Origin of the sequence: Pseudomonas sp. SJZ103, from assembly GCF_007828335.1 — a bacterium.
GTDB lineage: Bacteria > Pseudomonadota > Gammaproteobacteria > Pseudomonadales > Pseudomonadaceae > Aquipseudomonas.
In genome coordinates this window covers 1-26,037 of the sequence record NZ_VIUN01000017.1, presented here as the reverse complement: position 1 = coordinate 26,037, position 26,037 = coordinate 1, and the positions used below count along the sequence as shown (strand labels likewise).

Here is a 26,037-nt window from a genome sequence, read left to right as displayed (position 1 = left end):
ATCTGTGTTGCCTTCAGAGTTGTCGTTTAACCTTTGTATTCAAGAGAAGCTCCCGTCACCCATGCGTATCGATCCCCGCCCACTGCCCGCCGTCCTGCCCTTCCTTGGTGAATTGCCGCCGCTGTTGACCCGTCTTTACGCCGCTCGTGGTGTGCAGTCCGAGGCTGAGCTGGACAAGAGCCTGGCGCGGTTGATTCCCTATCAGCAGCTCAAGGGCATCGACGCGGCAGTGGACTTGCTGGTGACGGCACTGGAACAGCGCCAGCGCATCCTCATCGTCGGTGACTTCGATGCCGATGGCGCTACCGCCAGCACCGTGGGCACCCTGGGCCTGCGTCTGCTCGGTGCGGCGCATGTCGATTACCTGGTGCCCAATCGCTTCGAGTACGGCTACGGCCTGACCCCGGAGATCGTCGCCGTGGCGCTGCAGCGCGAGCCGCAGTTGCTGATTACCGTGGACAACGGCATCTCCAGTGTCGAAGGCGTGGCGGCGGCGAAAGCGGCGGGGTTGCAGGTGTTGGTGACCGATCACCACTTGCCTGGCGACGAGTTGCCGGCGGCGGATGCCATCGTCAACCCGAACCAGCCGGGCTGTGAGTTCCCGAGCAAGGCCCTGGCCGGCGTTGGCGTGATCTTCTACGTGCTGATGGCCCTGCGCGCGCGTTTGCGCAGTCTGGGCTGGTACGAGAACACGCCTCAACCGAATATCGGCGAACTGCTCGACCTGGTGGCCCTTGGCAGCGTCGCCGACGTGGTGCCCCTGGACGCCAATAACCGCATCCTCGTGCATCAGGGCCTGGAGCGTATTCGCGCCGGTCGCGCACGGCCGGGGATCAAGGCGATTCTCGAAGTGGCCAAGCGCGATGCGGCGCGCATCACGTCCACCGACCTCGGCTTTATCCTCGGGCCACGCTTGAACGCCGCTGGGCGCCTGGACGATATGAGCCTGGGCATCGAATGCCTGCTCACCACGGATTTCGCCGCGGCACGGGAAATGGCCGCGCAACTGGACGGCATGAACCAGGACCGCAAATCCATCGAACAAGGCATGCAGCGCGAGGCCCTGGCCCAGCTCAAGGACTTGCCGGTGGAATCGATGCCCTACGGCTTGTGCCTGTTTGATCCGGACTGGCACCAAGGTGTGATCGGCATTCTTGCGTCGCGCATGAAGGAGCGGTACTTCCGCCCGACCATCGCCTTCGCCGATGCCGGCGATGGGCTGCTGAAGGGCTCTGGACGCTCTGTGCAGGGCTTTCACATCCGCGATGCGCTGGCGGTGGTCGCGAGCCAGCATCCCAACCTGATCACCAAATACGGCGGCCACGCCATGGCGGCGGGGCTGACCTTGCCCGAGGAAAATTTCCCACTGTTTGCCGAAGCCTTTGACGCCGAAGTGCGTCGGCAACTGCGCGAAGAAGACCTCACCGGGCGTCTGCTGTCCGATGGCACCCTCGCGGTGGAAGAGTTTCACCTGGAACTGGCGCGCGCATTGCGGCATGCCGGGCCGTGGGGGCAACACTTTCCAGAGCCGCTGTTCCATGGTGTGTTCCAGCTGGTAGAGCAGCGAGTGGTGGGGGAGCGGCACCTGAAAGTGGTGCTCAAGAGCGAGTGCGGGTCGGTGAAGCTCGATGGCATTGCCTTTGGCGTCGACCGGGAAGTCTGGCCGAACCCGTCCGTACGTTGGGTGGAGTTGGCTTACAAGCTGGACGTGAACGAGTTTCGTGGGAATGAAACCGTGCAACTGATGATTGCCCACATCGAACCGCGCTAGATCTTACCGACGCCGCAAAAAACTGTGGGAGGGTGCTTGCCCCCGATAGCATTGGGTCAGTCACAGCATTGTTGACTGACACTCAGCTATCGGGAGCAAGCACCCTCCCACAGTTTGATTTGTATAAGGCTCGGGTTTATTCGGTTTTGGCCTGGTGCTTCACGATGATATCCACCAACCGCTTGGCCAGCGCCGGGTAGTTCTCATCGAAGTGATGCCCGCCCGGCAGCTTCACAGTCTCGCCCACGGCAGTCTTGTCGGTGCAGCCACTCTCGTCGACTTCTTCGGCACCGTAGATGCACACCACCTTGTCAGCCGGCAGCTTGGCCATTTCCGGGCCGGTCGCGGCTTCTTTGCCGGCGTTGCCCAGCCAACCTTCCACTTCGATTTCAAAGCTGCCGGTACGGGCGAATGCCAGCAGGATGATGACGTCCACACGCTGCTGTTCGTTTTCCGGCAGGCGGTTGTAGATCGCCGGCAGTACGTCGGCACCGAACGAGTAGCCGGTCAGTACGAAGCGCTTGGTGCCCCACTTCTGCCGGTAGTGCTGCATCAGCTCGGTAAGGTCCTTGGCGCTTTGTTCCGGGGTCTTGTGCTGCCAGTAATAGCGCAGGGTGTCGATGCCGACCACCGGGTAACCGATCTTGGCCATCTCGCCGGCCACATCGCGGTCGAGGTCACGCCAGCCGCCATCACCGGAGAGGAACAGGGTCACGGTGTCCTTGGCCTGGCCAGCCGGCACTTCCACGACGGGAATCGCCAGGCCGCCGTTGTCCGAACCCACCAGTTGCTTGCGCAGTTCGTTGTTCAGCACTTGCGGATAGTGAATGTCGTAGTCGCTGATACTGGTGGTGGCACGCGGGGTGTCACGTACGAAACTGGCGCTTTCATCGTCAGGGTTATCGTTCCAGGCCACCAGCCAATTACCGTGTGCGGCGGTTTTCGGCAGTGGGTCCTTGCAACCTTCCTGTACCAACGCGAAGCCGACGGAGATGGCGTTGGCCTTGTCGTCGTTCTGTGTGGCCAGCCAGCGCCAGGCGAGGGCGGCGCCAGGGCCGATGCCGCTGACCAGGGTCGCGGGCCCTTTGAGCTGGCCCAGGGCGCTTTGCAGCGCTTGTTCCTGCAGCTTGCAGTCATCCTTTGGCAGGATCACCTGGACGATCTGCGCCTTGCCGCCTTGGCTCAGGGTAATCAGTTGGCTATCCGTCAGGGTTTCGCCAGCCATCACCGCCACCGCGACGCGGGCTTTCGGGGTGCCTGCCGGGGTCACACGGGTCATCACCGAGCCGTCGGCCTGGGGCAGTTGCTCCAGGGTCGGCTGCGGGGCAGGGCGGTTCCAGAACCAAAAGCCGCCACCCAGGATCAGGGCCAGCAGCACTACAAAGGCCAATACATACCGCCAGGAGCGTCGAATCATCAGCGTTTCACCAATCCAGTCAAGCCGCCCGCGATCAGGGCGGCGGTATCGGCCAGTGCCACCAGCGGGTCAAGTCCCGCGGGCACAGCCATGTAACGGGGTTCCCAGTCAGGCTGGAACTTGTCTTTGAAGCGGCGCAAGCCTTGGAAGTTATACAGTTGCTCGCCGCGACGGAACACCATCGAGCCCAGGCGCTGGGTCAGTGGCGCGCCGCGTCGCGGTTGCAGGCCCGACAACGGCACCATGCCGAGGCTGAAGCGAGCATAGCCGTGACTCTTATAGTGTTGAATCAGGCCGACCATCATGAATTCCATGGTCAACTTGGGCGCATCCGGGTGGGCGCGCATCAGGTCGAGACTGGCCAGGTCATGGTTGTAGGTCTCGAGCAGGTTGGCGAAGGCCACCGGGCGACCTTCGAAGCGAATGATCGCGATGCGAAAGTGCTTGAGGTAGTCGTCGCTGAAGCGTCCGAGGGAAAAGCCCTTTTCCCGCACATTCTTACCGGTAAGCCAGGCATCCGAGATGACTTTTAATTCATCCATCGGCGCCGTGCCGGGTTCAAAAATCTCCAGGGACAGGCCGTCCCGGGTGCCACGGTTCCAGGTGTAGCGCAGGTCCTTCATCTCTTTGCCCTTGGCTTCCAGGTCAAAGCGTTTCAGGTCGACGCGGGCCTCTTCCCCCAGCTTGATCGCGGTGAGACCGATGTCCATGTAATAGGGCAAGTTCTCGGCGCGTACCTGATAGAACACCGGGCGCGCATGATGGATGTCGCACAGGTCACGGAACTGCCAGATCATTTCGGCACGGGGTTGAGTCGGGCCGATCGGGTCATACAAGGCCACCAGGCTGCGCCCGCGACGGGCGTACATCAGGAAGGCTTCATCGTTGGGGTGGAACAGCAGCGCCTTGTCGCCGGTCAGCGCCAGGCCGCCGTCGGGTTGCGACGATGCCATCAGGATCTTGGTGGCGCGTTCCAGCTCATCGGGTGTCGGCAGGTGGATCACCGGGCGTGCGGTGCGCAGCAGCCAGGTCAGCGAAACGATGACCAGCAGCACGGCGGCGCCCAGCAGCGAGCGCAGGCCGCGCGGGGCGTTGGCATCGAGGGTGAACTGCCACCACAGTTGATGGCTGTACGGTACATCTTGATACGCGAACAGCAGCAGCCAGATAGAAGCACCCAGCACACAGACACTGGCTACCAGGTACAGCGGTGAAAAAGGCAGCTCGGTCAGGCGGCTGGCGCGATAGAACGAGCGGCGGAAGATCGCCAGCAGTATCGCCGTCATGGTCATCAGGCTGGCTTCTTCCCAGTCGAACCCCTTGAGCAGCGAGAGCAGGGCGCCCACCAGCAGCAGCACCATGGTCAGCATCCACGCAGCCGACAAGCGTCGACGCAGACCCTGGGCCAGCAACAGGCACAGCACGCCGATCAGGCTGGCACCGAAGTGCGAGGCGTCAATCAGGCGGTGGGGAATCAGGAAGCCGATGTTTTCCAGGCGTGAGTCGATCTCCGGCGTGGCGCCGGAAAACAGCAGGACCACGCCGGACAAAAAAACCAGTACGGCCAGCACCGGGGCCGCCAGGCCGGAAGCCACCCGCAGACTCTGTTGGGTCTGGAACAGGCGCTGCGCTTCGTTGACCAGCAGGAACACGCAGGCGATCAGCAGCGGTAATACAACGTAGATCATGCGATACAGCAGCAGGGCGGCCGCCAGTGGCGCTGCACCGAGCTTGTCGGCGAAGGCCGCGAGCAGGATTGCCTCGAATACCCCGACACCGCCTGGTACATGGCTGAGCACACCCGCGGCCAGCGCCAGCAGATACACCAGCAGGAACGGGCCGAAAGGCGGTGCTTCCGGCAGCAGCATATAAAGGACGGTAGCGGCAGCGGCAACGTCCAGTGCGGTGATGATCAGTTGCAGGAACGTCAGGCGCCGGCCAGGCAGGCGCAAGGTCCGACGCCCGGCTTTTACCAGCAGGTTGTCAGGGTAGGGCTGTTCCGGCAGGCGGCGGCGATAGATACCTATGCACAATACGACCGACAGCAACAGCACCGCGCCGGCAACGCCGCCGAGCACAGTTTGTGGCAAATGCAGGTAGGTCGACGCTGCCGGCAAGTTGCTCAACGTGGCCAACGCAGCCAGCGGGGGCAGGGCGCAGCCCAGTGCCAGGCTGGCGAACACGGTCATGTGGGCGACTTCCGAAGCCCCGATGCCATGGCGTGCATATAAACGGTAGCGCACCGAGCCGCCCGAGAGCATCGAAAGGCCAATGGCATTGCCGATCGCAAAGGCAGTAAAGCCGCCGAGGGCCAAGGTCTTGGCAGGCAGGTTCACCCCAGCATAGCGTGCGCCGGAAAACTCATAGCCCAACAGAATGACGAACCCCGCGATGGCGGCGGCGAACGCACCGAGCAAAGCGGGTTTGGGCACTTCCAGGATCGAGTCGTGGAGGGCGTAGAGGTCCAGCTCCAATAGCAGGTGTCGGCAGGCGATCAGCGCGATTGCGAACAGCAACAAGGTCACGGCCAGCCCTATGGGTTGCCGGTATTTGCTCAACAGATCCAGCCAGCGCAAGCGGGTCGGAGCGATAGGTTGTTCTGCTGTGACGGTGTCTTGTGGTTCAGACGAGTTGGCGCGCATCAATCACCTCGTGGATTGTGCGCGACAGGATGGAGGTATCCAGCCAAGTTACCAATCCCTATGGACAAAATAATTACAAATATTAACGCGGATCACCGGGTGCGGCGACTGCGGCCATTGGTCGTAGAGGCGTAAGCATAGCGTGCGATGAGATGGACTCTACAAACCGCGTACGGTTTCATGAAAGATGCCATGCCATTGTTTCAGATGAACTTTTTCATCGGATACAAAAAAGGCCACTCTTTCGAGTAGCCTTTTTTGATGTTTGGTTGCGGGAGCCGGATTTGAACCGACGACCTTCGGGTTATGAGCCCGACGAGCTACCAGACTGCTCCATCCCGCGTCTGTGGGCGGCATTCTACAGCGCAACGGCGAGGTGTCAACCGTTAATGAGCCGATGGGTCAAATAAGTGTGAAATGAGCGGTGAAGGGCGGCTGTGGAAGGTAAGTGCGCGATGGGTAAAGATTTTTTTGTCTTACAATTTTCGTACAGACACAAAACAGACGCGCACAAAAAAGGCCACTCTTTCGAGTAGCCTTTTTTGATGTTTGGTTGCGGGAGCCGGATTTGAACCGACGACCTTCGGGTTATGAGCCCGACGAGCTACCAGACTGCTCCATCCCGCGTCTGTGTGTCGGCATTCTACAGAGGATCGCGTGTGTGTCAACCTGTGAATCGAAGAAAAGGGCTTGTGGTTCAATCGGTTAGCTCTCCAAACAGAGCCATTTCAATCGTGCAGGCCAATAGGGCTAAGGGTTTCAGCTCTATTGGGGGGCTAATTTCGATTGAGAAAATAAATTCATCTGGGAAATTTCCTACCGCTTAGGCGGAAGATTCAAACTACTGGTGCTATATACAGGGGTGAATGCGATACTGCTCACCCGTTGGATTACACCCCCTTCTATCTATGACGCAGCGCAAAATCATCCACGTCGACTGTGATTGCTTCTACGCCGCCATTGAGATGCGCGATGACCCGAGCCTGGCGCAAAAGCCCCTGGCGGTAGGTGGATCGGCAGATCGAAGGGGCGTGATTGCTACATGCAACTACGAAGCGCGGGCGTATGGGGTGCGTTCAGCCATGTCGTCGCGCCATGCCCTGAAGCTCTGCCCGGACCTGACCATCGTCAAGCCGCGCATGGATGCATATAAGGAAGCGTCGAAGGAAATCCAGACGATCTTCCGCGACTACACCGACCTGATCGAGCCCCTCTCGCTGGACGAGGCCTACCTGGATGTCTCCGACAGCCCGCACTTTGGCGGCAGCGCCACGCGCATCGCCCAGGATATACGGCGCCGGGTCTCCAACCAGTTGCACATCACCGTGTCCGCCGGCGTGGCACCGAACAAGTTTTTGGCCAAGATCGCCAGCGATTGGAAAAAGCCCAATGGCCTGTTTGTCATTACCCCGGATCAGGTCGAGGACTTTGTCTCCCAACTGCGGGTAAGCAAGTTGCACGGCGTGGGCAAGGTGACGGCGGACAAACTGGCGCGCCTGGGCATCGAAGACTGCCTGCAATTACGCGAGTGGAACAAGCTGGCGCTGGTGCGTGAGTTCGGCAGTTTTGGCGAGCGGCTGTGGAGCCTGGCCCGTGGGATAGATGACCGTGTGGTACAGAATGACAGCCGGCGGCAGTCCATCAGTGTGGAAAATACCTACGATGTGGACCTGCCGGATCTCTCAAGCTGCCTGGCGAAACTTCCAGAGTTGATGGAAACCCTGGCCGGGCGCATGGCGCGTATCGACAGCAGTTATAAGGCGGGAAAGCCGTTCGTTAAGGTGAAGTTTCATGACTTTACCCAGACGACGTTGGAGCAGGCGGGAGCGGCGCGGGATCTGGAGAGTTATCAACAGTTGATGACCCAGGCGTTCAATCGTGGCGGTAAACCGGTGCGGTTGCTGGGGGTTGGCGTGCGGTTGCTGGACCTGAGTGGCGGGAACGAACAGTTAGAGTTTTCTTGGTAGAAACCGGGAAAAAATGTGGGAGAGGCAAGTCGCACCGCCCCTCTCACATTTGGATCTATAGCGTTTTCGAAGTCTCAGTGTGCTCCGGGATCTGCGACTAACCGCCCCGCATCCTTGGTCAACGCTTGCAGGAATTCCTGCTGCAACTCGGGATCATTGCGGGTCAATTCGATCAGGCTTTGTTCCAGCTCACTGGCTTCTTCTTCCAGGCCCAGCTCCGACAGACGCTTGACCCGGTGCACCCACTGGCTGACTTCATCGTCTTCGAGATCGTCGTAGATCAGTCCGTGGGCTTCCAGCAATTTGCCGCGCAGGGTGCTGCTGATTGCCAGGGTCGAGTCCGAGTGCACGTCGTCCTGGCCATCTTCCACGCTGATCTTCAAGGTCGTGACGCGGTTCAGGTCCTGCTCGGCAAACGGGCTGTCCAACAGGTTCAGGCGCAGGACGCCGTTGCGGTCGGTGGTCAGCTCATGGGTCTGTTTGCCGGCGGTGACCTGGACCGGGCGTTCGCTCCAGGGCAGGCTCGAATACTCCACGCGCTTGTCACGCTGGACCTCATCGATACCGGCCAGGTTCTGTTGCGCACGGCCATGGGACTGCACGTTCATGAACGGGTTGAGGCCGTCCACGCCGTAGGTCAGCCAGTCGTGGGTCATGCTGGTCGGCAGGTTGCCGAGGGCGAAGATGTTCGCCACGTTGGCGCCCGCGCCCGCCACCAAAGCCACTGCACCCAAGGGCATCTCATAGAGTTTGCGCCAGGGCTGGTAGGGCGTGTAGCGGTCGTAACGACGGGTGACTTCGAATTCGGTGACCTCAAAGGTCTTTTGCTCGTGAATACGAACCCGGCGTTGCGGCAGTTCCAACACTTTGGGTTCGCCTACATCGATCTGCAGGCTGTGGTCGAGCAACTTACGCTCGACCCGCTCCTCGTGCTCACTGCGTTGCGACATCTGATTGGCGCAGCCGCTGACCAGCAGGGCGCCGCACAAGGCGGCGCCCCCCAGGGCTCTGGTGTTTCGCTTGAACATGACTTCTCTTGATCTGGTTTTCAGCGACGAATACGCGCCTGGAGGAAAGACAGCACGTCAGCCACCGGCAACGGTTGGGCTTCGGCTTCGGTCCGGCTCTTGTATTCCAGATTGCCATCGGCCAGGCCGCGGTCACTGACCACGATCCGGTGCGGAATGCCAATCAGCTCCATGTCGGCGAACTTGATGCCCGGGCTGGTTTTCTTGTCCCGGTCATCCAGCAGCACTTCAAAACCAGCGGCCGTCAGTTCGGCATACAGCTTGTCGGTGGCTTCGCGTACTTGCTCGGTTTCGTAACGCAGCGGTACCAGGGCAACCTGGAAAGGCGCCAGGGCGTCACTCCAGATAATGCCTTTCTCGTCGTTGTTCTGCTCGATGGCAGCGGCAACCACGCGGGAAACGCCAATGCCGTAGCAGCCCATGTCGAGGGTGATCGGCTTGCCGTTCTCGCCCAGCACTTCGCACTTCATCGCCTTGCTGTACTTGTTGCCCAGCTGGAAGATGTGCCCGACTTCGATGCCGCGCTTGATTTCCAGGGTGCCCTTGCCGTCCGGGCTTGGGTCGCCGGCCACCACGTTGCGCAGGTCGGCCACGGTCGGAACCGGCAGGTCACGCTCCCAGTTCACGCCGAAGTAGTGCTTGTCGTCGATGTTCGCGCCGATACCGAAGTCGCTCATCAGCTCGACTGAGCGGTCGATGATGATCGGCAGCGGCAGGTTCAGCGGGCCGAGGGAGCCGGCACCGGCGCCAATGGCGTCGCGCAGTTCGGCATCGCTGGCCATGACCAGCGGGCTGGCCACGCCAGGTTGCTGGGCGGCCTTGATTTCGTTGAGTTCGTGGTCGCCACGGATCACCAGGGCGATCAGCTTGCCTTCTTCTTCGGCGTGGACGATCAGGGTCTTGATGGTCTTTTCAATCGGCAGATTGAATTTCTCCACCAGGGCCGCGATGGTCTTGGTCTCTGGCGTATCCACCAGGCGCAGTTCTTCAGCCGGGGCTGGACGGGACGTTTCCCGTGGCACGGCTTCGGCTTTCTCGATGTTCGCCGCGTAGTCGGAACCGTTGCTGAACGCGATATCGTCTTCGCCGGACTCGGCCAGCACGTGGAATTCGTGGGAGCCGGCACCGCCGATGGAGCCATTGTCCGCTTCAACCGCCCGGAACTTCAGGCCCAGGCGTGTGAACACGTTGCAGTAGGCCTGGTGCATGCGGTCGTAGGTGGCCTGCAGCGATGCCTGGTCGGCGTGGAACGAATAGGCATCCTTCATGATGAATTCGCGGCCGCGCATCAAACCGAAGCGTGGGCGGATTTCATCGCGGAATTTGGTCTGGATCTGGTACAGGTTGAGGGGCAGCTGTTTATAGCTGCTCAACTCGTTGCGCATCAGGTCGGTGATCACTTCTTCGTGGGTCGGGCCGGCGCAGAAGTCGCGGCCATGACGGTCCTTGAAGCGCAGCAACTCAGGGCCGTACTCTTCCCAGCGCCCGGATTCCTGCCACAGCTCGGCCGGTTGGGTGCTCGGCATCAACACTTCCAGAGAGCCGGCGGCGTTCATTTCTTCACGAACGATGGCTTCGACCTTGCGCATCACCTTCAAGCCCATGGGCAGCCAGGTGTACAGGCCGGAGGCCAGTTTGCGGATCATGCCGGCGCGCAGCATCAGCTGATGGCTGATCACGACCGCGTCGGAAGGCGTTTCTTTCTGTGTGGCGAGCAAATATTGACTGGTACGCATGGTAGGCCGTTGTCGGTTGCTTGGACTTGAAATGACTTGGGATTGTACGGGCGCAAACTGCTGGAGTACAGGCATCAGAATGCAGAGGGGGATGTGGGAGGGGGCTTGCCCCCGATAGCAGGGTGTCAGGCGCTTATGTGTCACTGACCCACCGCTATCGGGGGCAAGCCCCCTCCCGCATTGTCAGTCTTCGGCGGGTGGATTCAACCGAATCCGCCGATTCTCCTGATACCAGTGCAGCGCAATCAGCAACAGTGTCGGCACACCCAGCATGCAGGTGATCAGGAAGAAATTGTGATACCCGAATTTCTCCACCATCACCCCCGAATACCCGCCGATCAGGCGAGGCAGCAACAGCATGATCGAGCTGAGCAGCGCATATTGGGTGGCGGAAAACTTGAGGTTGGTCAGGCTCGACAGGTACGCCACGAATGCCGACGTGGCCAGGCCCGAGCTGAAGTTATCCAGGGAGATGGTAAAGATCAGCATCTGCAGGTCGGGGCCCATGTCGGCAAGCATCACGAACAGCAGGTTGGTCCCCGCCGAGGTCACGCCGCCGATAAACAGGATCGGCAGGATGCCGAAGCGCACGATCAGCAGGCCGCCCATGCCGGCGCCGAGCAGGGTCATGATCAGGCCGAAGATCTTGCTGACCCCCGCGATCTGGTCCTTGGTAAAGCCCTGGTCGATGTAGAACACGTTGGCCATCACGCCCATCACTGTGTCGGACATGCGATAGGTGGCGATCAGCCCCAGCAGCAGCAATGCCTGCCAGCGGTAGCGCAGGATAAAGTCGTTGACCGGCGTGAGTACCGGCGCCAGGCCCCGCCGACCCATGGCCGAAAGGCATAACGCGGTGAGGATGATATAGAGAATGGCACGCAGGAAAGCGCGGTCGTCCATCAGCAAGTCCCACAGGCTGACACCCTGAAACAGCACGCTGGCGAAGTCGGTGTTGAACAGTTGGGTGAACATCGCCGGTACGGACACTAGCAGGACGATCAGTACGAACACCGATACCAGCTGATGCACGAAGCTGTAGCGTCCGGCCTGCAACTGGGTGCGCAGCGGCACATTCGGTTCGCGCATGAACAGGGTGGTCAGCAGCGCCGGGATCATCAGCACGCCGAACAGCACATAGGTGCCGGTCCAGGCCGAGTGCTTATAGTTGAAGCCAGTGGAGCCGAAGCCTTCGGCAAAGAACAGCGCACCGGCCGTGGCCAGCAGGGCGGCGATGCGGTAGCCGGACATATAGCTGGCGGCCAGGGCAGCCTGGCGGCTGTCGTCGGCGATTTCCAGGCGATAGGCGTCGACTGCGATGTCCTGGGTGGCGGAAGCGAAAGCAACCACGACGGCAATGGCGATCAGCCAGGACAGGTGTTTCTGCGGGTCGCAGAAGCCCATGCCGATCAATCCGAGGATCACCAGCGACTGTGCAAGCACAAGCCAGGAGCGACGACGTCCGAGTTTACCGAGCAGTGGCAGGCGCCATTGGTCGAGCAGCGGCGACCAGACCCATTTGAAGGCATACGCCAAACCGATCAGGCTCGCATAGCCGATGGTCTCGCGGGCCACACCGGCCTCACGCAGCCACACCGAAAGCGTCGAGAACACCAACATGTAAGGCAAGCCGGCGGCAAAGCCGAGCAACAACAGCACTAACGTCGAGGGGCTGGCATAGGCGGCGAGCGCGGCGCGCCAGGTTTTACGGGGCATGGGCTGGAGTCTGCCTCAGATTCACGGAAACAAAGCGCGCACTCTAACCGCTGTGCTCTACCGGGCGCCAGCCATGGCGCTGAATATCCACGCGATTGTTGCGCACCGTGACGCCCTCATCGCGCAAGCGCGCCCGCTGCTCGTCCCCTGAGACGCTGCCCACCGGCAGGCTTATCCGACCACCGGCACCCAGCACGCGATGCCAGGGCAATGTGGTGCCCTCGGGAAGTTGGCTCAAGGTGCGCCCGACCCAGCGTGCCGCGCGTCCCAGCCCGGCCAGTTGCGCCAGCTCACCGTAGCTCACGACGCACCCTTGCGGGACTTGCGCCAGTGTCAGGTACAGCGCAGTGCGGCGCATCTCGGCGTGGTTTTGTGGAGCATCGGCAGGCTGATTCACTGTGGGCATATCCGTTGGGATCGTCGGTCTTTTGTAAGAAACGTCTGTAAGTATGCTGTTGAGAATTGAACTCAACACAAATCCTTGAGTCAGTCCTAGCTATCTAACACGATAATCGCCCCTTTTCGCCAACCTCGAGCTCCCCATCCGCTTATGTTGTCCAGAACCCTGCTGTGCCTTGCTGTCTTCAGTGCCTCCACGCCCCTGCTGGCCGATACCGTCTGGTTAAAAAACGGTGACCGCCTGACCGGCAAGATCAAGGTCTTCGACGGTGGCAAGCTACTGATCCAGACCGACTACGCCGGCGCCATTCCGGTGGACTGGAAGCAGGTGAAAACCCTGGAGAGCGACCAGGAGCTGCTGGTCAAGCAGGACGCCTACACCGGCGAGAAAGCCAAGTCCCTGCAGGCGGCGGACGATGGCAAGGTGGTGCTGGCCAATGGTGAGGCGCCCAAGACCGTCGAGCTGGCAAGTATCCAGCAGATCATCAAGCCCAAGCCGGTGATCGAAGACCTGGTGTGGAAGGGCAATGTCGACATGGCGCTGGACTACAAGCGCGCCGAAAAAGACACCAACGACTACGACATCGACTTCAAGACCACCGCGCGTCATGGCCAATGGCGCCATACCGGGCAGGGTGAATACAACCGCGAGTTCCAGGACGACGTCACCACCACCGACAACTGGGCCCTGGAGTATGACCTGGACCGCTTCATCACCGAGCACTGGTTCTGGCAGGGTCGTCTGACCTACAAGCGCGACAAGGTTGAAGACCTGGCGCGCCAACGTACCGTCGGTACCGGCCCGGGCTACCAGTTCTGGGACGACGAACTGGGTGCATTCTCCCTCGGTTCGTTGGTCAACCGCACCGATTACGAATACGCCGAAGGTGGCAAGGACAACTTCTATTCCCTCGCCATGAAGTGGAACTACAACCGCTACCTGGTGGGCAAGACCGTTGAGTTCTTCACCAATGGCGAGGTGGGCAAGCCTATCGACGGCCCGGCGGAGTACTCCCTTGATGCGGAAATGGGCCTGCGCTACAAAGTCACCGAGTGGGCGTCGCTCAACCTTAAGGCCGAGCGCGACGTGATCAGCGGCGATTCGGAAAGCAGCCTGAGCAAGACCCGCTATACCGCAGGCTTCGGCGTCGCCTGGTAAATCGAGCCCCTGGCAACCGGCGCGTAGATTGATTACCTTGTGTTGAGATCCATTCCCATACGCTATGGGCGGCTGAATACCCGAGGAGTCATACGTTGAGCACGCAGGTTGCCAAGAACGCCCGAGAGCTGTTGCTCAAGGAGTACCGTGGGGCTCTCTCCACATTGTCCAAAGCCATGCCCGGCTTTCCGTTTGGATCGGTTGTCCCTTATTGCCTGGACGATCAGGGCCGCCCGTTGATCCTGATCAGCCGCATCGCCCAGCACACCCATAACCTGCAAAAAGATCCCAAGTGTTCGCTGCTGGTCGGCGAGCGCGAAGCGGATGATGTGCAGGCCGTGGGGCGCCTGACCTATCTGGCCGAAGCCGAGAAACTCGAGGAGGGGGCCGCCATCGAGGCGGCCGCCGAGCGCTATTACCGCTACTTCCCCGATTCGGCCAACTACCACAAAGCCCACGATTTCGATTTCTGGATGCTCAAGCCGGTACGCCACCGTTATATCGGCGGGTTTGGCGCGATTCACTGGATCGACCAGTTGACCCTGGCCAACCCCTTCGCGGGCAAGGCCGAGCGCAGCATGATCGAGCACATGAACAGCGACCACACCAAGGCCATTGCCCACTACGTCGAGTTGGCCGGCTTGCCGACGTTCGAGCCTGCGCAATTGGCCGGCATCGACAGCGAAGGCATGCACCTGCGTATCGGCCAAGCCCTGCATTGGCTGCCATTTGCCGAGTCTTGCAACACGCCGACACAAGTACGCGAAGCCTTGGTTTCATTGGCCCACGCCGAGGTCTGGCCGAAAAAAGCCGCTGCTGAAGCTTGAATTCACGAAACGGCGACGTCATCTAAGGTGGACTGGCAAGGCATTCTTGCGTTGAGGAACCATTTGATGCGCCCTTTTTTATTGCTCTTTCTGCTGTTCCCGGTGTTGGAGCTGTTCGTATTCGTTCAAGTCAGCGGTGCGATCGGGTTCTTCCCGGCCCTGTTGCTGATCATTCTCGGCTCGATGCTCGGCGTCCTGGTGCTGCGCGTCGCCGGCCTCGCCACGGCGCTGCGTGCCCGTGAGAGCTTGAACCGCGGCGAACTGCCGGCCCAGACCATGCTCGAAGGCCTGATGATGGCGTTGGCGGGCGGCCTGTTGATCCTGCCGGGCTTTATCAGCGATGTAGTGGGCCTGGTCATGCTGCTGCCGTTCACCCGTAAATTGCTGGCGGGCAAGATGCGCCAGCGCGCCGAAGAGGCCGCGATTCGCCAACGTGCGTTCGCCGACGACCTGCAACCCCGTGGCGGCCCGGCTCCGCGCCAACCGTTGGGGCGAGAAGGCGATGTGATCGAAGGCGAGTTCGAGCATCGCGACAGCAAATAACCGCTTCACTGGCACGGCACCTTCGGGTGCCGTGTTGCTTTTATAGGCTGGCAGACGCAAAAAAATCATCGCCGGCCCCTTGTAATAAGCTTATGCGCCCTTATGTAACGGTCACCGCAAGGTTTCTGGTGGCGACACCGGACAGACTTCCGTGTTTCGCCCAGCGAACCGCGACCGGCACTGCCGGAATACAACCCGCCGGTATCGATACCGGCCGATGAAAAACACAATTAGGAGAGATCGACAATGAGCAAGCTTCGTCCTCTGCACGACCGCGTCGTAATCCGTCGCAGCGAAGAAGAAAAGAAAACCGCTGGCGGTATCGTTCTGCCAGGTTCGGCTGCTGAAAAAGCCAACCACGGTGTGATCGTCGCTGCAGGCCCAGGCAAGACTCTGGAAAACGGTGACGTACGTGCGCTGGCCGTTAAAGTCGGTGACAAGGTTGTATTTGGCCCTTACTCCGGCAGCAACACTGTGAAAGTCGACGGCGAAGACCTGCTGGTTATGGCTGAGAACGAGATTCTCGCTGTTCTGGAAGACTGATTTCCCCGCTCATTTTCCCGTTACTACAAAGTATTTAAGGAATATCGATCATGGCTGCTAAAGAAGTTAAATTCGGCGATTCCGCCCGTAAGAAAATGCTCACCGGTGTCAACATCCTGGCTGACGCAGTAAAAGCGACCCTGGGCCCGAAAGGCCGTAACGTGATCATCGAGAAGAGCTTCGGCGCTCCGACCATCACCAAGGACGGCGTTTCCGTCGCCAAAGAAATCGAACTGGAAGACCGTTTCGAAAACATGGGCGCGCAGCTGGTCAAAGACGTTGCCTCCCGTGCCAACGATGACGCAGGCGACGGCACCACCACGGCTACCGTTCTGGCTCAGGCCATCGTCAACGAAGGCTACAAGGCCGTTGCTGCCGGCATGAACCCGATGGACCTCAAGCGCGGCATCGACAAGGCGACCATCGCCATCGTCGCTGAGCTGAAAAACCTGTCCAAGCCTTGCGCCGACACCAAGGCTATCGCCCAGGTAGGCACCATCTCCGCCAACTCCGACAGCTCCATCGGCGACATCATTGCCGAAGCCATGGAAAAAGTCGGTAAAGAAGGCGTGATCACCGTTGAAGAAGGCACTGGCCTGGAAAACGAACTGTCGGTTGTTGAAGGCATGCAGTTCGACCGTGGTTACCTGTCCCCGTACTTCGTCAACAAGCCGGAAACCATGGTTGCCGAGCTGGACAGCCCGCTGATCCTGCTGGTCGACAAGAAAATCTCCAACATCCGCGAAATGCTGCCAGTGCTGGAAGCCGTTGCCAAAGCCGGCCGCCCACTGCTGATCGTTTCCGAAGACGTTGAAGGCGAAGCCCTGGCGACCCTGGTTGTGAACAACATGCGTGGCATCGTTAAAGTCGCAGCCGTCAAGGCTCCAGGCTTCGGCGACCGTCGCAAGGCCATGCTGCAGGACATCGCCGTCCTGACCGGCGGTACCGTTATCTCCGAAGAGATCGGCCTGAGCCTGGAAAGCGCCACCCTGGAAAACCTGGGTAGCGCCAAGCGCGTGACCATCTCCAAGGAAAACACCATCATCGTTGACGGTGCTGGCGTTGACGGCGACATCCAATCGCGCATCACTCAGATCCGTGCGCAGGTTGCCGAGACTTCCTCGGACTACGACCGTGAAAAACTGCAAGAGCGCCTGGCCAAGCTGTCCGGTGGCGTTGCAGTGATCAAGGTTGGCGCTGGTTCCGAAGTTGAAATGAAAGAGAAGAAAGCCCGCGTTGAAGACGCCCTGCACGCAACCCGCGCAGCCGTCGAAGAAGGCGTGGTACCTGGCGGTGGCGTTGCGCTGATCCGTGCTCTGGAAGCGCTGACTAACCTGACTGGCGACAACGCTGACCAGAACGTCGGTATCGCTGTGCTGCGTCGTGCTGTTGAAGCACCGCTGCGCCAGATCGCTGCCAACTCCGGCGACGAGCCAAGTGTTGTGGTCAACGAAGTCAAGAACGGCAAAGGTAACTACGGTTACAACGCTGCGACTGGCGTCTACGGCGACATGATCGAAATGGGCATCCTGGACCCTACCAAGGTGACTCGTTCCGCGCTGCAAGCAGCATCCTCCATCGGCGGCCTGATCCTGACCACCGAAGCTGCGATCGCTGATGCACCGAAGAAAGAAGGCTCGGCTGGCGGCGGTATGCCAGACATGGGCGGCATGGGTGGCATGGGCGGCATGATGTAAGCCAGCCTTACCCTGCGACTGAAAAAACCCGCCTGCAGTGATGCAGGCGGGTTTTTTTACGCCAAGTTTTTGATCGGCGTGAAGGCCATGAGCTTGGCACGCCCGATGTACCGACGGGGTGAAGCGATAGTGAAAAACTTGTGAACTGCGCCTGTTGGTTAAAAAAGCTTATAGACTCGCTCAGGTACCCTAGTCGTGAGTCAGCGTTGGCCTTAAGCTGCGCGAGCCAACACGGCCGTTACCGCGTACGGAGACACTGCCCATGCGAATTCTATTGGTTGAAGACAACCGCGATATTCTGGCCAACCTGGCCGACTACCTGGGGCTAAAAGGCTACACCGTGGACTGTGCGCAGGACGGTTTGTCGGGCCTGCATTTGGCCGCGACCGAGCATTACGACTTGATCGTGCTCGACATCATGCTGCCTGGCATCGATGGCTACACCTTGTGCAAACGCCTGCGCGAAGACGCCCGCCGCGACACGCCGGTGATCATGCTCACCGCCCGCGACCAGTTGGATGACCGGCTGCAGGGCTTCAAGTCCGGCGCCGATGATTATTTGCTCAAACCGTTTGCCCTGTCGGAATTGGCCGCGCGCATCGAAGCCGTGCTGCGCCGTGCCCAAGGTGGCGGTCGTCGCGCCCTGCAAGTGGCCGATCTGAATTACGACCTTGATACCCTGGAAGTGACCCGCGAAGGGCGCCTGCTCAAACTCAACCCGGTCGGCCTCAAGCTGCTCGCCGTATTGATGCAGAAAAGTCCCCACGTACTGCGTCGGGAAGTGCTTGAAGAGGCCCTGTGGGGCGATGACTGCCCGGACAGCGACAGTCTGCGCAGCCACGTCCACCAGTTGCGTCAAGTGATCGATAAGCCGTTCGCCAAACCGTTGCTGCAAACGGTGCATGGGGTGGGTTACCGCTTGGCCGAGGGCCGTGATGGAGTTTAAGCAAAGCCTTGCCCAGCGGATCATCATCGCCTTTGCCTTGATGAGTGCGTTGGTGGCGGGGGCCTTCGCCATGGGCATCGTCGCCACCGTGCACCTGGTGGAAGAGAAGTTGATCTCGGCAGGCTTGGGCGGTGACTTGCAGCGCCTGCTGCTGATGGACACCGTCGAGGACTGGCGGCACCGGCCCGAGCCCGACCAGCTGTTTTACTTCAGCGGTGGCCCCGGCGATTTTGAATTGCCCAAGGACCTGCGGCATCTGGAACCAGGGTTTCATGAGGTGTTTCGCGAGGCGCTGTCGTACCACGCGATGGTAGAAGTGGTCGACGGTCGGCGCTATGTGCTGCTGCAGGATCAAAGCGATTTCGAAGAGCGCGAGCGCGTGCTGTTTGCCGTGGTGCTGGTGGGCTTCGTGCTCAGCTTGGCGCTGGCGGTGTTCCTCGGCTGGGTGCTGGCCCGTAAGGTGATGGCGCCGGTGGTGCGCCTGGCCCGCCAGGTGCGGCACCGCGACCAGTTGCTGGGCCTGGCGCCGCCCCTGGCACCGGACTACGCCGCCGACGAAGTGGGGGAGTTGGCCGTGGCCTTCGACGCCACGCTGGGGCGCCTGCGCCAGGCGTTGTCCCGCGAGCAGCTGTTTACCAGCGATGTCAGCCACGAACTGCGCACACCGTTGATGGTGCTGGCCAGTTCCTGCGAACTGCTGTTGGAAAACCCGGCCATCGATCAGCGTGGGCGTAACCAGGTCGAGCGAATCGCCCGTGCCTGCGAAGAAATGCGCGAACTGGTGCAAACCTTCCTGATGCTGGCCCGGGCTCAGCATGATGACGGGAGCATGTCGCCCAAGGTCAATCTGTCCCAGGTGGCTGATGATCTGCTCGGCATCTGGCGCGAGCCTATCGAGCACAAGGGCCTGGAGTTGATCTACCAGCCGGGCAACCCTCTGGATACGCGCTACAACGCGACCTTCCTGCATGCCGTGATGGGCAACCTGTTGCGCAATGCCCTGCATTACACCGAACGCGGCTTTATCCGGCTTACCCTGGAACCGACCGGCTTTGTGGTGGAAGACAGCGGCGTCGGCATTCCCGAAGACAAGCGCGAAGCGATGTTCGAGCCGTTCGTACGCGGCAGTGAGAAGCGCGGTGAGGGCCTGGGGTTGGGGTTGTCGCTGGTCCAGCGTATCTGCGAGAACCAGGGCTGGAGCGTTACCCTCAGCACCATGGAGCCCCATGGCTGTCGCTTTCATGTCCAGTTGAGTCAGGTCAACGCCTGACCGTTCCCCCTGCCGCTATCCTGCCAGAGATCCCCGTAAATCGGCGAAGATGGCCCCATGATATTGCCTGTATCTGTAAAGTCTTGAAATGTATGAGATTGGACAGAACAAGTTTTTCACAATGGGTTGACCTGTTGATCACAGGTCGCTGCTTAAGGTTGTAGGCATCAGCAACTGGAGATCCGTTGATGCCTACCCCGATCAAACTCGAATTTTCCGAAAAGTACGACGACCAGCACGCCCACGAATATTTGCTCAAGCATCAGGACAATCTGGCGCGCCGGTTGTCCCACAAACGCGACGAGCAATTGGCCCGTGGCGCGTTGGCGATGGCCGGCGAGCCTGGCCTGGTGCTGGACCTGCCGTGCGGCGCCGGGCGTTTCTGGCCGTTGCTGGCGGAAAAGCCCAACCGCGTGATCATCGGCGCCGATAATTCGGCCTCCATGTTGAAGGTCGCGACGGTCGCCCAACCCGCGGATGTGGTGAAACGGGTACGGCCCTTGCAGACATCTGCCTTCGATATCGATTTGCCGGATAACTCGGTCGACAGCATTTTCTGTATGCGCCTGCTCCACCACATTGGTGATCCGGCGCACCGTCAGGCAATTCTGCGGGAGTTTCAGCGGGTTACCCGTGACAGCGTGATCATTTCGCTGTGGGTGGATGGCAATTTCAAAGCCTGGAAACGCAAGCGTCTTGAAGGGCAGCGTCGCAGGAAAGGTGAGCAGGAAGGTTACCAAAACAGATTTGTGTTACCGGCTGCTACTGTTGAGGCAGAGTTCGAGCAAGCCGGTTTCCGTGTTCAGGAATCCCTGGACTTCATTCCGCTCTACGCCATGTGGCGTGTATATGTATTGCGCAAGAGGTAACAGGATGGCAGTTGAGTGCGTAGCAGGCAGTCACGTAGCTCCCGAAGAACGCTTCGATTATTTCTGGCGTCAGCAAGGCGAATGGGTCGAAGAACCCAATCTCCGGCGTGGCGGTGAAAGTGGTGTACAGCGCGTACTCAGTGCCAATGGCCGGTTGCTCTACAGCAAGCGCCAGACGGGCCATATCTACCGCAGTTGGCTGCACCCGTTTGGGCGCCCCACCGTGCTGCGCGAGCGTGATGCCCTCAGGGGCCTGCGGCGGTTGGATGTACGCGTGCCCGAAATGGTCTTTTGTGAGGCGCGTCGTGACCCCGAGCACCGCTGGAAGGCACTGCTGGTAACCGCCGCCCTCGACGGCTTTGAAGAAATTGAACACTGGTACGCTGCCGGTGGCCGCGAACAGTACGGCGAGCGAGTGCACGAGCGCTTGCTCAAGGAGTTGGCCGGCACCCTGGCCCGCATGCATAAAGGGCGCTGGCAGCACGGTTGCCTGTACATCAAGCATATTTTCGTGCGGGTGACGGGCGAGGGTGACTTGGCCCAAGTGGAAGTGGCGCTGCTGGACTTCGAAAAATGCCGCCAGCGCTTGACCGCTTATCGGGCAGCCTCCCATGACATGTTGCAACTGCGTCGCCATTCGTCGTGGAACAGCACCGACTGGGAAAAACTCAGCTACTTTTACGAGACGGCGTTTGGCAGCGCTATCAAGGGTTTAACCAAATGAAGCTAGAAATAGCACGAGGTTTGTTCCTGGTCGGGGCCATGGGCGTTGCAGCGCTGGCCCTGGCGGCGTGGGAGCAGCCTCGCACACAAGTGCTCAGCGCGGTGCAAGACGGCACGCAATGCCTGTTGCCCCGCGTCGCCAAGGCGAGTGTGGCGGCCAAGCCTGATCATGAGTTGCTGTTGTTCATGTTTGGGATGTCTCAAGCGATGACGCCGCAGAGTTGAAACGATTCAAACCCCCGAAAAGGGCCTTGCGATGCGAGGCCCTTTTTTTTGCCTTTCAAACCTTACCCGCAGCGCGGCTGCTACGGATTTGTGCGGTGGTGGATTAGACGGTGTCTACGCAGGTCAGATCAGATGCAGGTGGTTATCCCAGAGCCCCGCCGGTAATTCCAACGGTTTGGCGACCAGCTGTTTCTGGCGGCAATCGTAGTAGCGGCAACGGCCCTGGCCCGAGGTGACGACAAAACCATCGGCCACTGCGCCAACGCCCGCGCAATCGGGCAACGGTCCATCCAGGCGCAGCTCGGCGGTGTCCATGTCCCAGATAAAGAAGCGGTTGCCACGCGGTGCGGTCAACGCCACCAGGCGCAATTCGCTGTGTACGGCGACGCTGGCGGTGTAATGCCCCATGGCCTGCAACTGCTCATCGGCCACCGGGAAGGCCACGAACGGCTGCCCCGGACGCTTGATTGCCAGCAACTCGGAGCGCTCCTGGGAAGGCCCCATGAACTGCTGGCCGGTGAGGACGGTGCCATCGCTGGCGATGCCCATATGGCGCACGCTGTTCATCTGCTGGCCAAGGGTTTCCTTGCTGATCAAGGTGCCGTCGCGCTGCATCAGCACCAGGCTCGGTTCCATGGCGTTGAGGTTCATATCCACGCGGCTTTCGGCTTCGGTGCGAATGCCGCCGTTGGCCACCACCAGTGTTTCGCCGTCGGGCATCCACGACACCTGGTGCGGGCCGATGCCATGGGTTGAGATCTCGCCGCTGTGTACCAGGCGCTCGCCTTCGAACTTATACACACCGAGCAGGCCACGGCCGGGGTCGGACGTGTCGTTCTCGGTGGCGTACAGCCAATCGCCGCTCTTGTGGATGACCGCATGGCCATAGAAGTGGCGGTTGGCGTTCGAGGTGATGGTTTGCAGCAGGGTGCCATCGCGCAGGTCGATCAAATAGCTCTCGGTGCCCGGGCGGCGGGCGACAAACAGTGCAATCGGCAACGTCGGGTGGTTGATGATGTCGTGGCAGCGCTGGCCGACCTGAGTGGCAAATACCTGCTTGCCGTCCAGGTGAAAGCCCACGGCGTAGTGCTTGCCGTCTGCATCATCGCGCGCCGACAGCAGCAGCGGGCGCTTGTCCTTCCCTTTGAACAGCGTCCAGCCACCCAACGTAAGTGCGCTGAGCAGCACGCTGCCGATCGCCAAAGCCTGTCGCCTGAGCATCATCAGTCACCGTCGTTGGCATTGAAGCCCAGTTGGATCCCCAGCGCTTTGGCCAGCTCGCCTTCGTGCAGGCGGTGGACCACGTTGAGGCTGTCGTAAATGTCGTTGAGCTGCTGGCGCCCGGCGTCATCGTTCAACAGTTCGTTGAGGGTGCGCTGGTTGCTGGCGAACAGTTTCAGCGAGGCGGCATAGGCCGCGTCGATCTTGTCGGCCAATGGCTTTTGATCCGCCGGCAGCAAACCACGCAGGCCCTTGTTGTCGACGCCGACCCACACGGTCTGGGCGGCGGCGAGGCTGGCTTCCAGGCTTTGCAGGGATGACTGGCTGCGCCATGCATCGGCCTGGAACGGCTGCGGGATGCCCTTGGTCTGGCGGCCCATGGGCGTGCCGAGTTTTTTCTTCAGGGTGTCCAGTGCGGTCACTTGTACGCGCAGCAGATCGGCGATGGCTTCGTGGGAATCAGCGTAGCGCTGGTTCGGAAACTTGCTCATCTGCGCGAGCATGCCGTCGGTGCTGTTCCAGCTGGCCAGGATCTCTTCGGCCAGGGCTTTCTGACGCTCACCAATGGCCACCAGCAGCGGGCAGTAGCGGGCTTTCTGCGCGTCGTCGGCGATGTCGGTCTTGGCGTCGTAGAGGATGTATTCGTAGGCCGACAGGCCCTGTACCACCACGCTGGATTTTGCCAGTGCGGCGCCGTCGATCTGCGGCTGGGCGGCGACCAGTTGCTCGACCTGGCGGCCCACGAGGTTCTTCTTGTCCGGCCAGAACTGCACCTGCCACGAGCGGTTGCCCTCAGCCAGCGGGCCGATCAGCAGCGGTTGCAACTCGGCCCAGGCTTTTTGCGCGTGGAGGAAGTCGGCGCGGGCGGTGTCCAGGCTTTGCTTGCCCTGGCAGTAGGCGAGGGCGCTGACGGCCAACTGGCGGTCGGCTTCGACCCAGCGGCTGTAGGTCGGCAGGATCACCTGCTTGGCGATCGCCGCCGAGGTCACTGCTTGCGGGTCTTGTGGCGAGCAGGCACCCAGGGCGAGGGCGGCCAGGCTGGTGAACAACAACTTGGGACGGAACATGTCGAGCTCCCTTTTGTAATTGGGGCGAAGCTTATAAAGAATTCAGGAACGCCAGCAACGCAGCACGCTGCTCGGCATTGAAGGACAACACATGCTGCTGAGCCGCTTGTGCTTCGCCGCCGTGCCACAGCACGGCTTCGAGCAGGTTGCGGGCGCGGCCGTCGTGCAGGAACTGGGTATGGCCACTGACGGTCTGCGTCAGCCCGATGCCCCACAACGGCGGCGTGCGCCAGTCGCGGCCACCGGCCTTGAATTCTGTGCGGTTGTCGGCCAGGCCTGGGCCCATGTCGTGCAACAGCAAATCGCTGTAGGGATGAATCACTTGGTTGGCCAACTCGGGTTCGGCGGCATTCGCAGCGGTGGTGAACGTCGGCTTATGGCAACCCTGGCAACCGGCCTGGTAGAACAGGTTTTTCCCGGCCAGCACCTGCGGTGTGTTGACGTCGCGGCGCACGGGCACGGCCAGGTTGCGGGTGTAGAACAGCACCAGGCGCAGGATGTTATCGCTGACTTCCGGCTCGCCATCGGGGCCATTGCCGTTGGGCGCCTGTTTGCAGGCGACTTGGGCCTCGGTGCAGTCATCGAAGGGTCTCAGGGAGGTAGTGAGGCCCATATCACCAGAAAACGCGTGAACATTTTGTTGGTTGAGGTTGGGTTGCCCGGCTTTCCAGCCAAAACGCCCGAGTACGGTTTTTTGCTCGGCGTCATCCCAGACCCAATTCGCCCGGCCGACGAGGGCTTCTTTGTCGGCGGTCTTCGGCTCGGTATTGCGCAGGATGTCCGCGTCGCTGATGGCTTCGAGCAGGCCCAGGCCGATCATCGGCGGGGCGATGCGCGCGGAGAAGCGCGTGTCCGGGTGCATCGGGCCATAGCCGAGCTGGGTAATCTGCAGGTCGGGCTTGCGCAACTCGACGACGCTGCCGTCCTTGAACGTGACGTTGACCGGCGTGTAGTCGACCCGCACCTTGCCTTCCGGCAGTACGCCTGGCACTGCCATGTCCTGCAGTTGCCCACCGTAGACGGGCTCGGGTACCACCCCGGCTTGCTCGATGAGCTTGGCGTAAGGCGGCTGTTCCTGGATAGACACGGGGATCGACAGGCGCACCAGCATCGACACCGCATTGGCCGCGTCGGGCAGTGGCGGGTGGCCACGGCCGTCCTTGATATGGCAGTTCTGGCAGGCGTTGGTGTTGAACAGCGGGCCCAGGCCATCACGGGCGGTGGTGGTGGACGGCGCGATCACCCAAGGGCTGCGAAAAAAACTGTTGCCCACGCTGAAATCCAGGCGGCGCGTGGGCGACAGGTTGGCCGAGGGCAGGGAAAACGCATTCTGGTCGCGCTTGTTCACCGTCGTCGCGCCGCCGGCTCGCGATTCACCCGGCTCGGCCTTGGTGAAACGAGGGGCGTCATCGCAGGCGGTCAGGCTCAAGGCCATCAATGCTGCGCACAGGCGAAAAAGCGAACGAAACATCGAGTTTCCCGGACGAAGGCTGAAAATAAGGTCGCAAAGTCTAACAGGGCCGGGCGGATTGAATAAGAGCAATTATCGTTTGGTGGCATCCCGATTCATTCCCGCTAGAATGACCGCACATTTTTTTCTGGAGGTGGCCAATGCAGGCTCTCGACGCTTTGCTCAACCGTGTTTCCGTGCCGCGTTTGCTGGAACCGGCACCGACCCAGGAGCAGCGCGATGTGCTGTTCGCCGCGGCCATGCGTGCGCCTGATCACGGCCAACTGCGCCCTTGGCGTTTCCTCACCGTGGAAGGTGCCGCCCGTGAGCAGATGGGCACGCTGCTGGCCGAAGCCGCCCGCCTGCAAGACCCCGATGCCCCGCAAGCTGCCATCGACAAGGCCCAGAACGGCCCGTTGCGTGCGCCGCTGGTGGTGGTGGTGATTGCCCGTCTGCAGGAGCACTTCAAGGTGCCCAAATCCGAACAACGGCTGGCAGCCGCCTGCGCGGCCCACGGCATTCTGCTGGCGGCCTATGCCCAGGGGATTGGTGCGGTGTGGCGCACGGGTGAGTTGTCCTACTCGGCCCACGTCGCCAAAGGCCTGGGGCTGACCGCGGATGAGGAAGTGATTGGCTTCCTTTATTTGGGGACACCGCAGAACCCGCCGCGTACGGCGCCGAAGGAAGATGTGGCGGCGTTTGTGCAGGCCTGGCCCGGTCTTTGACAATGTGGGAGGGGGCTTGAACTGGTCAAGTAATCTTGGACACTGATTAAGGTTCACGCCGCCAACCTTTCCTTCACGACCGGCGACCGGTAGTCG

22 protein-coding genes and 2 tRNA genes are annotated in these 26,037 nt (G+C 60.8%); 13 read left to right on the top strand and 11 right to left on the bottom strand.

Features of this window, described 5'->3' with window-relative positions:
* The first annotated feature begins 61 nt into the window (after positions 1-61).
* On the top strand, positions 62-1,771 hold the full coding sequence (recJ, locus tag FBY10_RS27050) for a single-stranded-DNA-specific exonuclease RecJ (RefSeq protein WP_131697945.1): 1,710 nt from the start codon (positions 62-64) through the stop codon (positions 1,769-1,771).
* Positions 1,772-1,907: 136 nt separating this feature from the next.
* Here the strand turns inward: recJ and FBY10_RS27045 are convergent, their stop codons facing one another.
* From FBY10_RS27045 to FBY10_RS27030, 4 genes are all read right to left on the bottom strand, one after another.
* The gene (locus FBY10_RS27045) at positions 1,908-3,188 is read right to left on the bottom strand and encodes a virulence factor family protein (RefSeq protein ID WP_145338412.1); all 1,281 of its coding nucleotides are present in this window, start codon (positions 3,186-3,188) and stop codon (positions 1,908-1,910) included.
* The gene (gene mprF / locus FBY10_RS27040) at positions 3,188-5,830 is read right to left on the bottom strand and encodes a bifunctional lysylphosphatidylglycerol flippase/synthetase MprF (protein ID WP_131697943.1); all 2,643 of its coding nucleotides are present in this window, start codon (positions 5,828-5,830) and stop codon (positions 3,188-3,190) included. Before mprF ends, FBY10_RS27045 begins: the two co-directional genes overlap by 1 nt.
* Positions 5,831-6,096: 266 nt before the next feature.
* Positions 6,097-6,173 (bottom strand) — tRNA-Met (locus FBY10_RS27035).
* A 207-nt stretch (positions 6,174-6,380) separates the two neighbouring features.
* Positions 6,381-6,457, bottom strand: a tRNA-Met gene (locus tag FBY10_RS27030).
* 281 nt (positions 6,458-6,738) lie between these two features.
* On the opposite strand from FBY10_RS27030, the gene dinB reads away from it, so the two are divergent.
* Positions 6,739-7,797: a DNA polymerase IV gene (dinB, locus tag FBY10_RS27025; RefSeq protein ID WP_145338413.1), complete on the top strand. Its 1,059-nt coding sequence runs from the start codon at positions 6,739-6,741 to the stop codon at positions 7,795-7,797.
* Positions 7,798-7,871: 74 nt separating this feature from the next.
* On the opposite strand, the gene FBY10_RS27020 is transcribed toward dinB, so the two are convergent.
* The 4 genes from FBY10_RS27020 to FBY10_RS27005 form a co-directional block, all read right to left on the bottom strand.
* Positions 7,872-8,825, bottom strand: a complete 954-nt coding sequence (locus FBY10_RS27020) for a hypothetical protein (RefSeq protein ID WP_131697942.1) — start codon at positions 8,823-8,825, stop codon at positions 7,872-7,874.
* A gap of 20 nt (positions 8,826-8,845) precedes the next feature.
* Positions 8,846-10,561, bottom strand: coding sequence for a proline--tRNA ligase (locus FBY10_RS27015; RefSeq protein WP_065925012.1), 1,716 nt, complete (start codon positions 10,559-10,561; stop codon positions 8,846-8,848).
* Positions 10,562-10,744: 183 nt separating this feature from the next.
* A complete protein-coding gene (locus FBY10_RS27010; protein ID WP_131697941.1) occupies positions 10,745-12,277 on the bottom strand; it encodes an AmpG family muropeptide MFS transporter in 1,533 nt (510 codons plus the stop codon).
* 43 nt (positions 12,278-12,320) lie between these two features.
* The gene (locus FBY10_RS27005) at positions 12,321-12,683 is read right to left on the bottom strand and encodes an MGMT family protein (RefSeq protein WP_145338414.1); all 363 of its coding nucleotides are present in this window, start codon (positions 12,681-12,683) and stop codon (positions 12,321-12,323) included.
* 144 nt (positions 12,684-12,827) lie between these two features.
* Between FBY10_RS27005 and FBY10_RS27000 the strand changes: the two genes are divergently transcribed.
* The 10 genes from FBY10_RS27000 (at position 12,828) to FBY10_RS26955 (ending at position 21,478) form a co-directional block, all read left to right on the top strand.
* Entirely contained in the window at positions 12,828-13,835 is a 1,008-nt protein-coding gene (locus FBY10_RS27000; protein ID WP_131697939.1) for a DUF481 domain-containing protein, read from the top strand.
* 95 nt (positions 13,836-13,930) lie between these two features.
* Positions 13,931-14,662 carry a HugZ family protein gene (locus FBY10_RS26995; RefSeq protein WP_131697938.1) on the top strand — a complete coding sequence of 244 codons (732 nt, stop codon included), beginning with the start codon at positions 13,931-13,933 and terminating at the stop codon, positions 14,660-14,662.
* Positions 14,663-14,728: 66 nt separating this feature from the next.
* On the top strand, positions 14,729-15,205 hold the full coding sequence (locus FBY10_RS26990; protein ID WP_024077215.1) for an FxsA family protein: 477 nt from the start codon (positions 14,729-14,731) through the stop codon (positions 15,203-15,205).
* Between the two features lie 246 nt (positions 15,206-15,451).
* On the top strand, positions 15,452-15,748 hold the full coding sequence (gene groES / locus FBY10_RS26985; RefSeq protein ID WP_003175874.1) for a co-chaperone GroES: 297 nt from the start codon (positions 15,452-15,454) through the stop codon (positions 15,746-15,748).
* 50 nt (positions 15,749-15,798) lie between these two features.
* Complete coding sequence (gene groL, locus FBY10_RS26980) at positions 15,799-17,445, top strand: chaperonin GroEL (protein WP_131697937.1); 1,647 nt, start codon at positions 15,799-15,801, stop codon at positions 17,443-17,445.
* Positions 17,446-17,707: 262 nt separating this feature from the next.
* Positions 17,708-18,391, top strand: a complete 684-nt coding sequence (gene colR / locus FBY10_RS26975) for a two-component system response regulator ColR (protein ID WP_027605482.1) — start codon at positions 17,708-17,710, stop codon at positions 18,389-18,391.
* Positions 18,381-19,661, top strand: a complete 1,281-nt coding sequence (locus FBY10_RS26970) for a HAMP domain-containing sensor histidine kinase (protein WP_131697936.1) — start codon at positions 18,381-18,383, stop codon at positions 19,659-19,661. The genes colR and FBY10_RS26970 overlap by 11 nt, the downstream gene beginning before the upstream one ends.
* Positions 19,662-19,849: 188 nt before the next feature.
* On the top strand, positions 19,850-20,530 hold the full coding sequence (locus tag FBY10_RS26965; protein WP_145338415.1) for a class I SAM-dependent methyltransferase: 681 nt from the start codon (positions 19,850-19,852) through the stop codon (positions 20,528-20,530).
* 4 nt (positions 20,531-20,534) lie between these two features.
* A complete protein-coding gene (locus FBY10_RS26960) occupies positions 20,535-21,254 on the top strand; it encodes a lipopolysaccharide kinase InaA family protein (protein ID WP_131697934.1) in 720 nt (239 codons plus the stop codon).
* Positions 21,251-21,478, top strand: a complete 228-nt coding sequence (locus tag FBY10_RS26955) for a hypothetical protein (protein ID WP_145338416.1) — start codon at positions 21,251-21,253, stop codon at positions 21,476-21,478. The genes FBY10_RS26960 and FBY10_RS26955 overlap by 4 nt, the downstream gene beginning before the upstream one ends.
* Positions 21,479-21,601: 123 nt before the next feature.
* Here FBY10_RS26955 and FBY10_RS26950 read toward each other — a convergent pair whose 3' ends face one another.
* The 3 genes from FBY10_RS26950 to FBY10_RS26940 are packed head-to-tail and all read right to left on the bottom strand — an operon-like array spanning position 21,602 to position 25,237.
* Positions 21,602-22,699 carry a DUF1513 domain-containing protein gene (locus tag FBY10_RS26950; RefSeq protein ID WP_145338423.1) on the bottom strand — a complete coding sequence of 366 codons (1,098 nt, stop codon included), beginning with the start codon at positions 22,697-22,699 and terminating at the stop codon, positions 21,602-21,604.
* Between the two features lie 2 nt (positions 22,700-22,701).
* Complete coding sequence (locus FBY10_RS26945; protein ID WP_145338417.1) at positions 22,702-23,766, bottom strand: imelysin family protein; 1,065 nt, start codon at positions 23,764-23,766, stop codon at positions 22,702-22,704.
* Positions 23,767-23,797: 31 nt separating this feature from the next.
* The gene (locus FBY10_RS26940; RefSeq protein WP_145338418.1) at positions 23,798-25,237 is read right to left on the bottom strand and encodes a di-heme oxidoredictase family protein; all 1,440 of its coding nucleotides are present in this window, start codon (positions 25,235-25,237) and stop codon (positions 23,798-23,800) included.
* A gap of 140 nt (positions 25,238-25,377) precedes the next feature.
* Here FBY10_RS26940 and FBY10_RS26935 point away from each other — a divergent pair, with 140 nt between their 5' ends.
* Positions 25,378-25,941 carry an NAD(P)H nitroreductase gene (locus tag FBY10_RS26935; protein ID WP_145338419.1) on the top strand — a complete coding sequence of 188 codons (564 nt, stop codon included), beginning with the start codon at positions 25,378-25,380 and terminating at the stop codon, positions 25,939-25,941.
* Positions 25,942-26,037: the final 96 nt, after the last annotated feature.

Excerpts from the sequence above, each read along its gene's own strand:
- recJ (WP_131697945.1), top strand. The coding sequence starts at position 62 with ATGCGTATCGATCCCCGCCCACTGCCCGCCGTCCTGCCCTTCCTTGGT.
- FBY10_RS27045 (WP_145338412.1), bottom strand. The coding sequence starts at position 3,188 with ATGATTCGACGCTCCTGGCGGTATGTATTGGCCTTTGTAGTGCTGCTG.
- mprF (WP_131697943.1), bottom strand. The coding sequence starts at position 5,830 with ATGCGCGCCAACTCGTCTGAACCACAAGACACCGTCACAGCAGAACAA.
- dinB (WP_145338413.1), top strand. The coding sequence starts at position 6,739 with ATGACGCAGCGCAAAATCATCCACGTCGACTGTGATTGCTTCTACGCC.
- FBY10_RS27020 (WP_131697942.1), bottom strand. The coding sequence starts at position 8,825 with ATGTTCAAGCGAAACACCAGAGCCCTGGGGGGCGCCGCCTTGTGCGGC.
- FBY10_RS27015 (WP_065925012.1), bottom strand. The coding sequence starts at position 10,561 with ATGCGTACCAGTCAATATTTGCTCGCCACACAGAAAGAAACGCCTTCC.
- FBY10_RS27010 (WP_131697941.1), bottom strand. The coding sequence starts at position 12,277 with ATGCCCCGTAAAACCTGGCGCGCCGCGCTCGCCGCCTATGCCAGCCCC.
- FBY10_RS27005 (WP_145338414.1), bottom strand. The coding sequence starts at position 12,683 with ATGCCCACAGTGAATCAGCCTGCCGATGCTCCACAAAACCACGCCGAG.
- FBY10_RS27000 (WP_131697939.1), top strand. The coding sequence starts at position 12,828 with ATGTTGTCCAGAACCCTGCTGTGCCTTGCTGTCTTCAGTGCCTCCACG.
- FBY10_RS26990 (WP_024077215.1), top strand. The coding sequence starts at position 14,729 with ATGCGCCCTTTTTTATTGCTCTTTCTGCTGTTCCCGGTGTTGGAGCTG.
- groES (WP_003175874.1), top strand. The coding sequence starts at position 15,452 with ATGAGCAAGCTTCGTCCTCTGCACGACCGCGTCGTAATCCGTCGCAGC.
- groL (WP_131697937.1), top strand. The coding sequence starts at position 15,799 with ATGGCTGCTAAAGAAGTTAAATTCGGCGATTCCGCCCGTAAGAAAATG.
- colR (WP_027605482.1), top strand. The coding sequence starts at position 17,708 with ATGCGAATTCTATTGGTTGAAGACAACCGCGATATTCTGGCCAACCTG.
- FBY10_RS26970 (WP_131697936.1), top strand. The coding sequence starts at position 18,381 with ATGGAGTTTAAGCAAAGCCTTGCCCAGCGGATCATCATCGCCTTTGCC.
- FBY10_RS26965 (WP_145338415.1), top strand. The coding sequence starts at position 19,850 with ATGCCTACCCCGATCAAACTCGAATTTTCCGAAAAGTACGACGACCAG.
- FBY10_RS26960 (WP_131697934.1), top strand. The coding sequence starts at position 20,535 with ATGGCAGTTGAGTGCGTAGCAGGCAGTCACGTAGCTCCCGAAGAACGC.
- FBY10_RS26955 (WP_145338416.1), top strand. The coding sequence starts at position 21,251 with ATGAAGCTAGAAATAGCACGAGGTTTGTTCCTGGTCGGGGCCATGGGC.
- FBY10_RS26950 (WP_145338423.1), bottom strand. The coding sequence starts at position 22,699 with ATGCTCAGGCGACAGGCTTTGGCGATCGGCAGCGTGCTGCTCAGCGCA.
- FBY10_RS26945 (WP_145338417.1), bottom strand. The coding sequence starts at position 23,766 with ATGTTCCGTCCCAAGTTGTTGTTCACCAGCCTGGCCGCCCTCGCCCTG.
- FBY10_RS26940 (WP_145338418.1), bottom strand. The coding sequence starts at position 25,237 with ATGTTTCGTTCGCTTTTTCGCCTGTGCGCAGCATTGATGGCCTTGAGC.
- FBY10_RS26935 (WP_145338419.1), top strand. The coding sequence starts at position 25,378 with ATGCAGGCTCTCGACGCTTTGCTCAACCGTGTTTCCGTGCCGCGTTTG.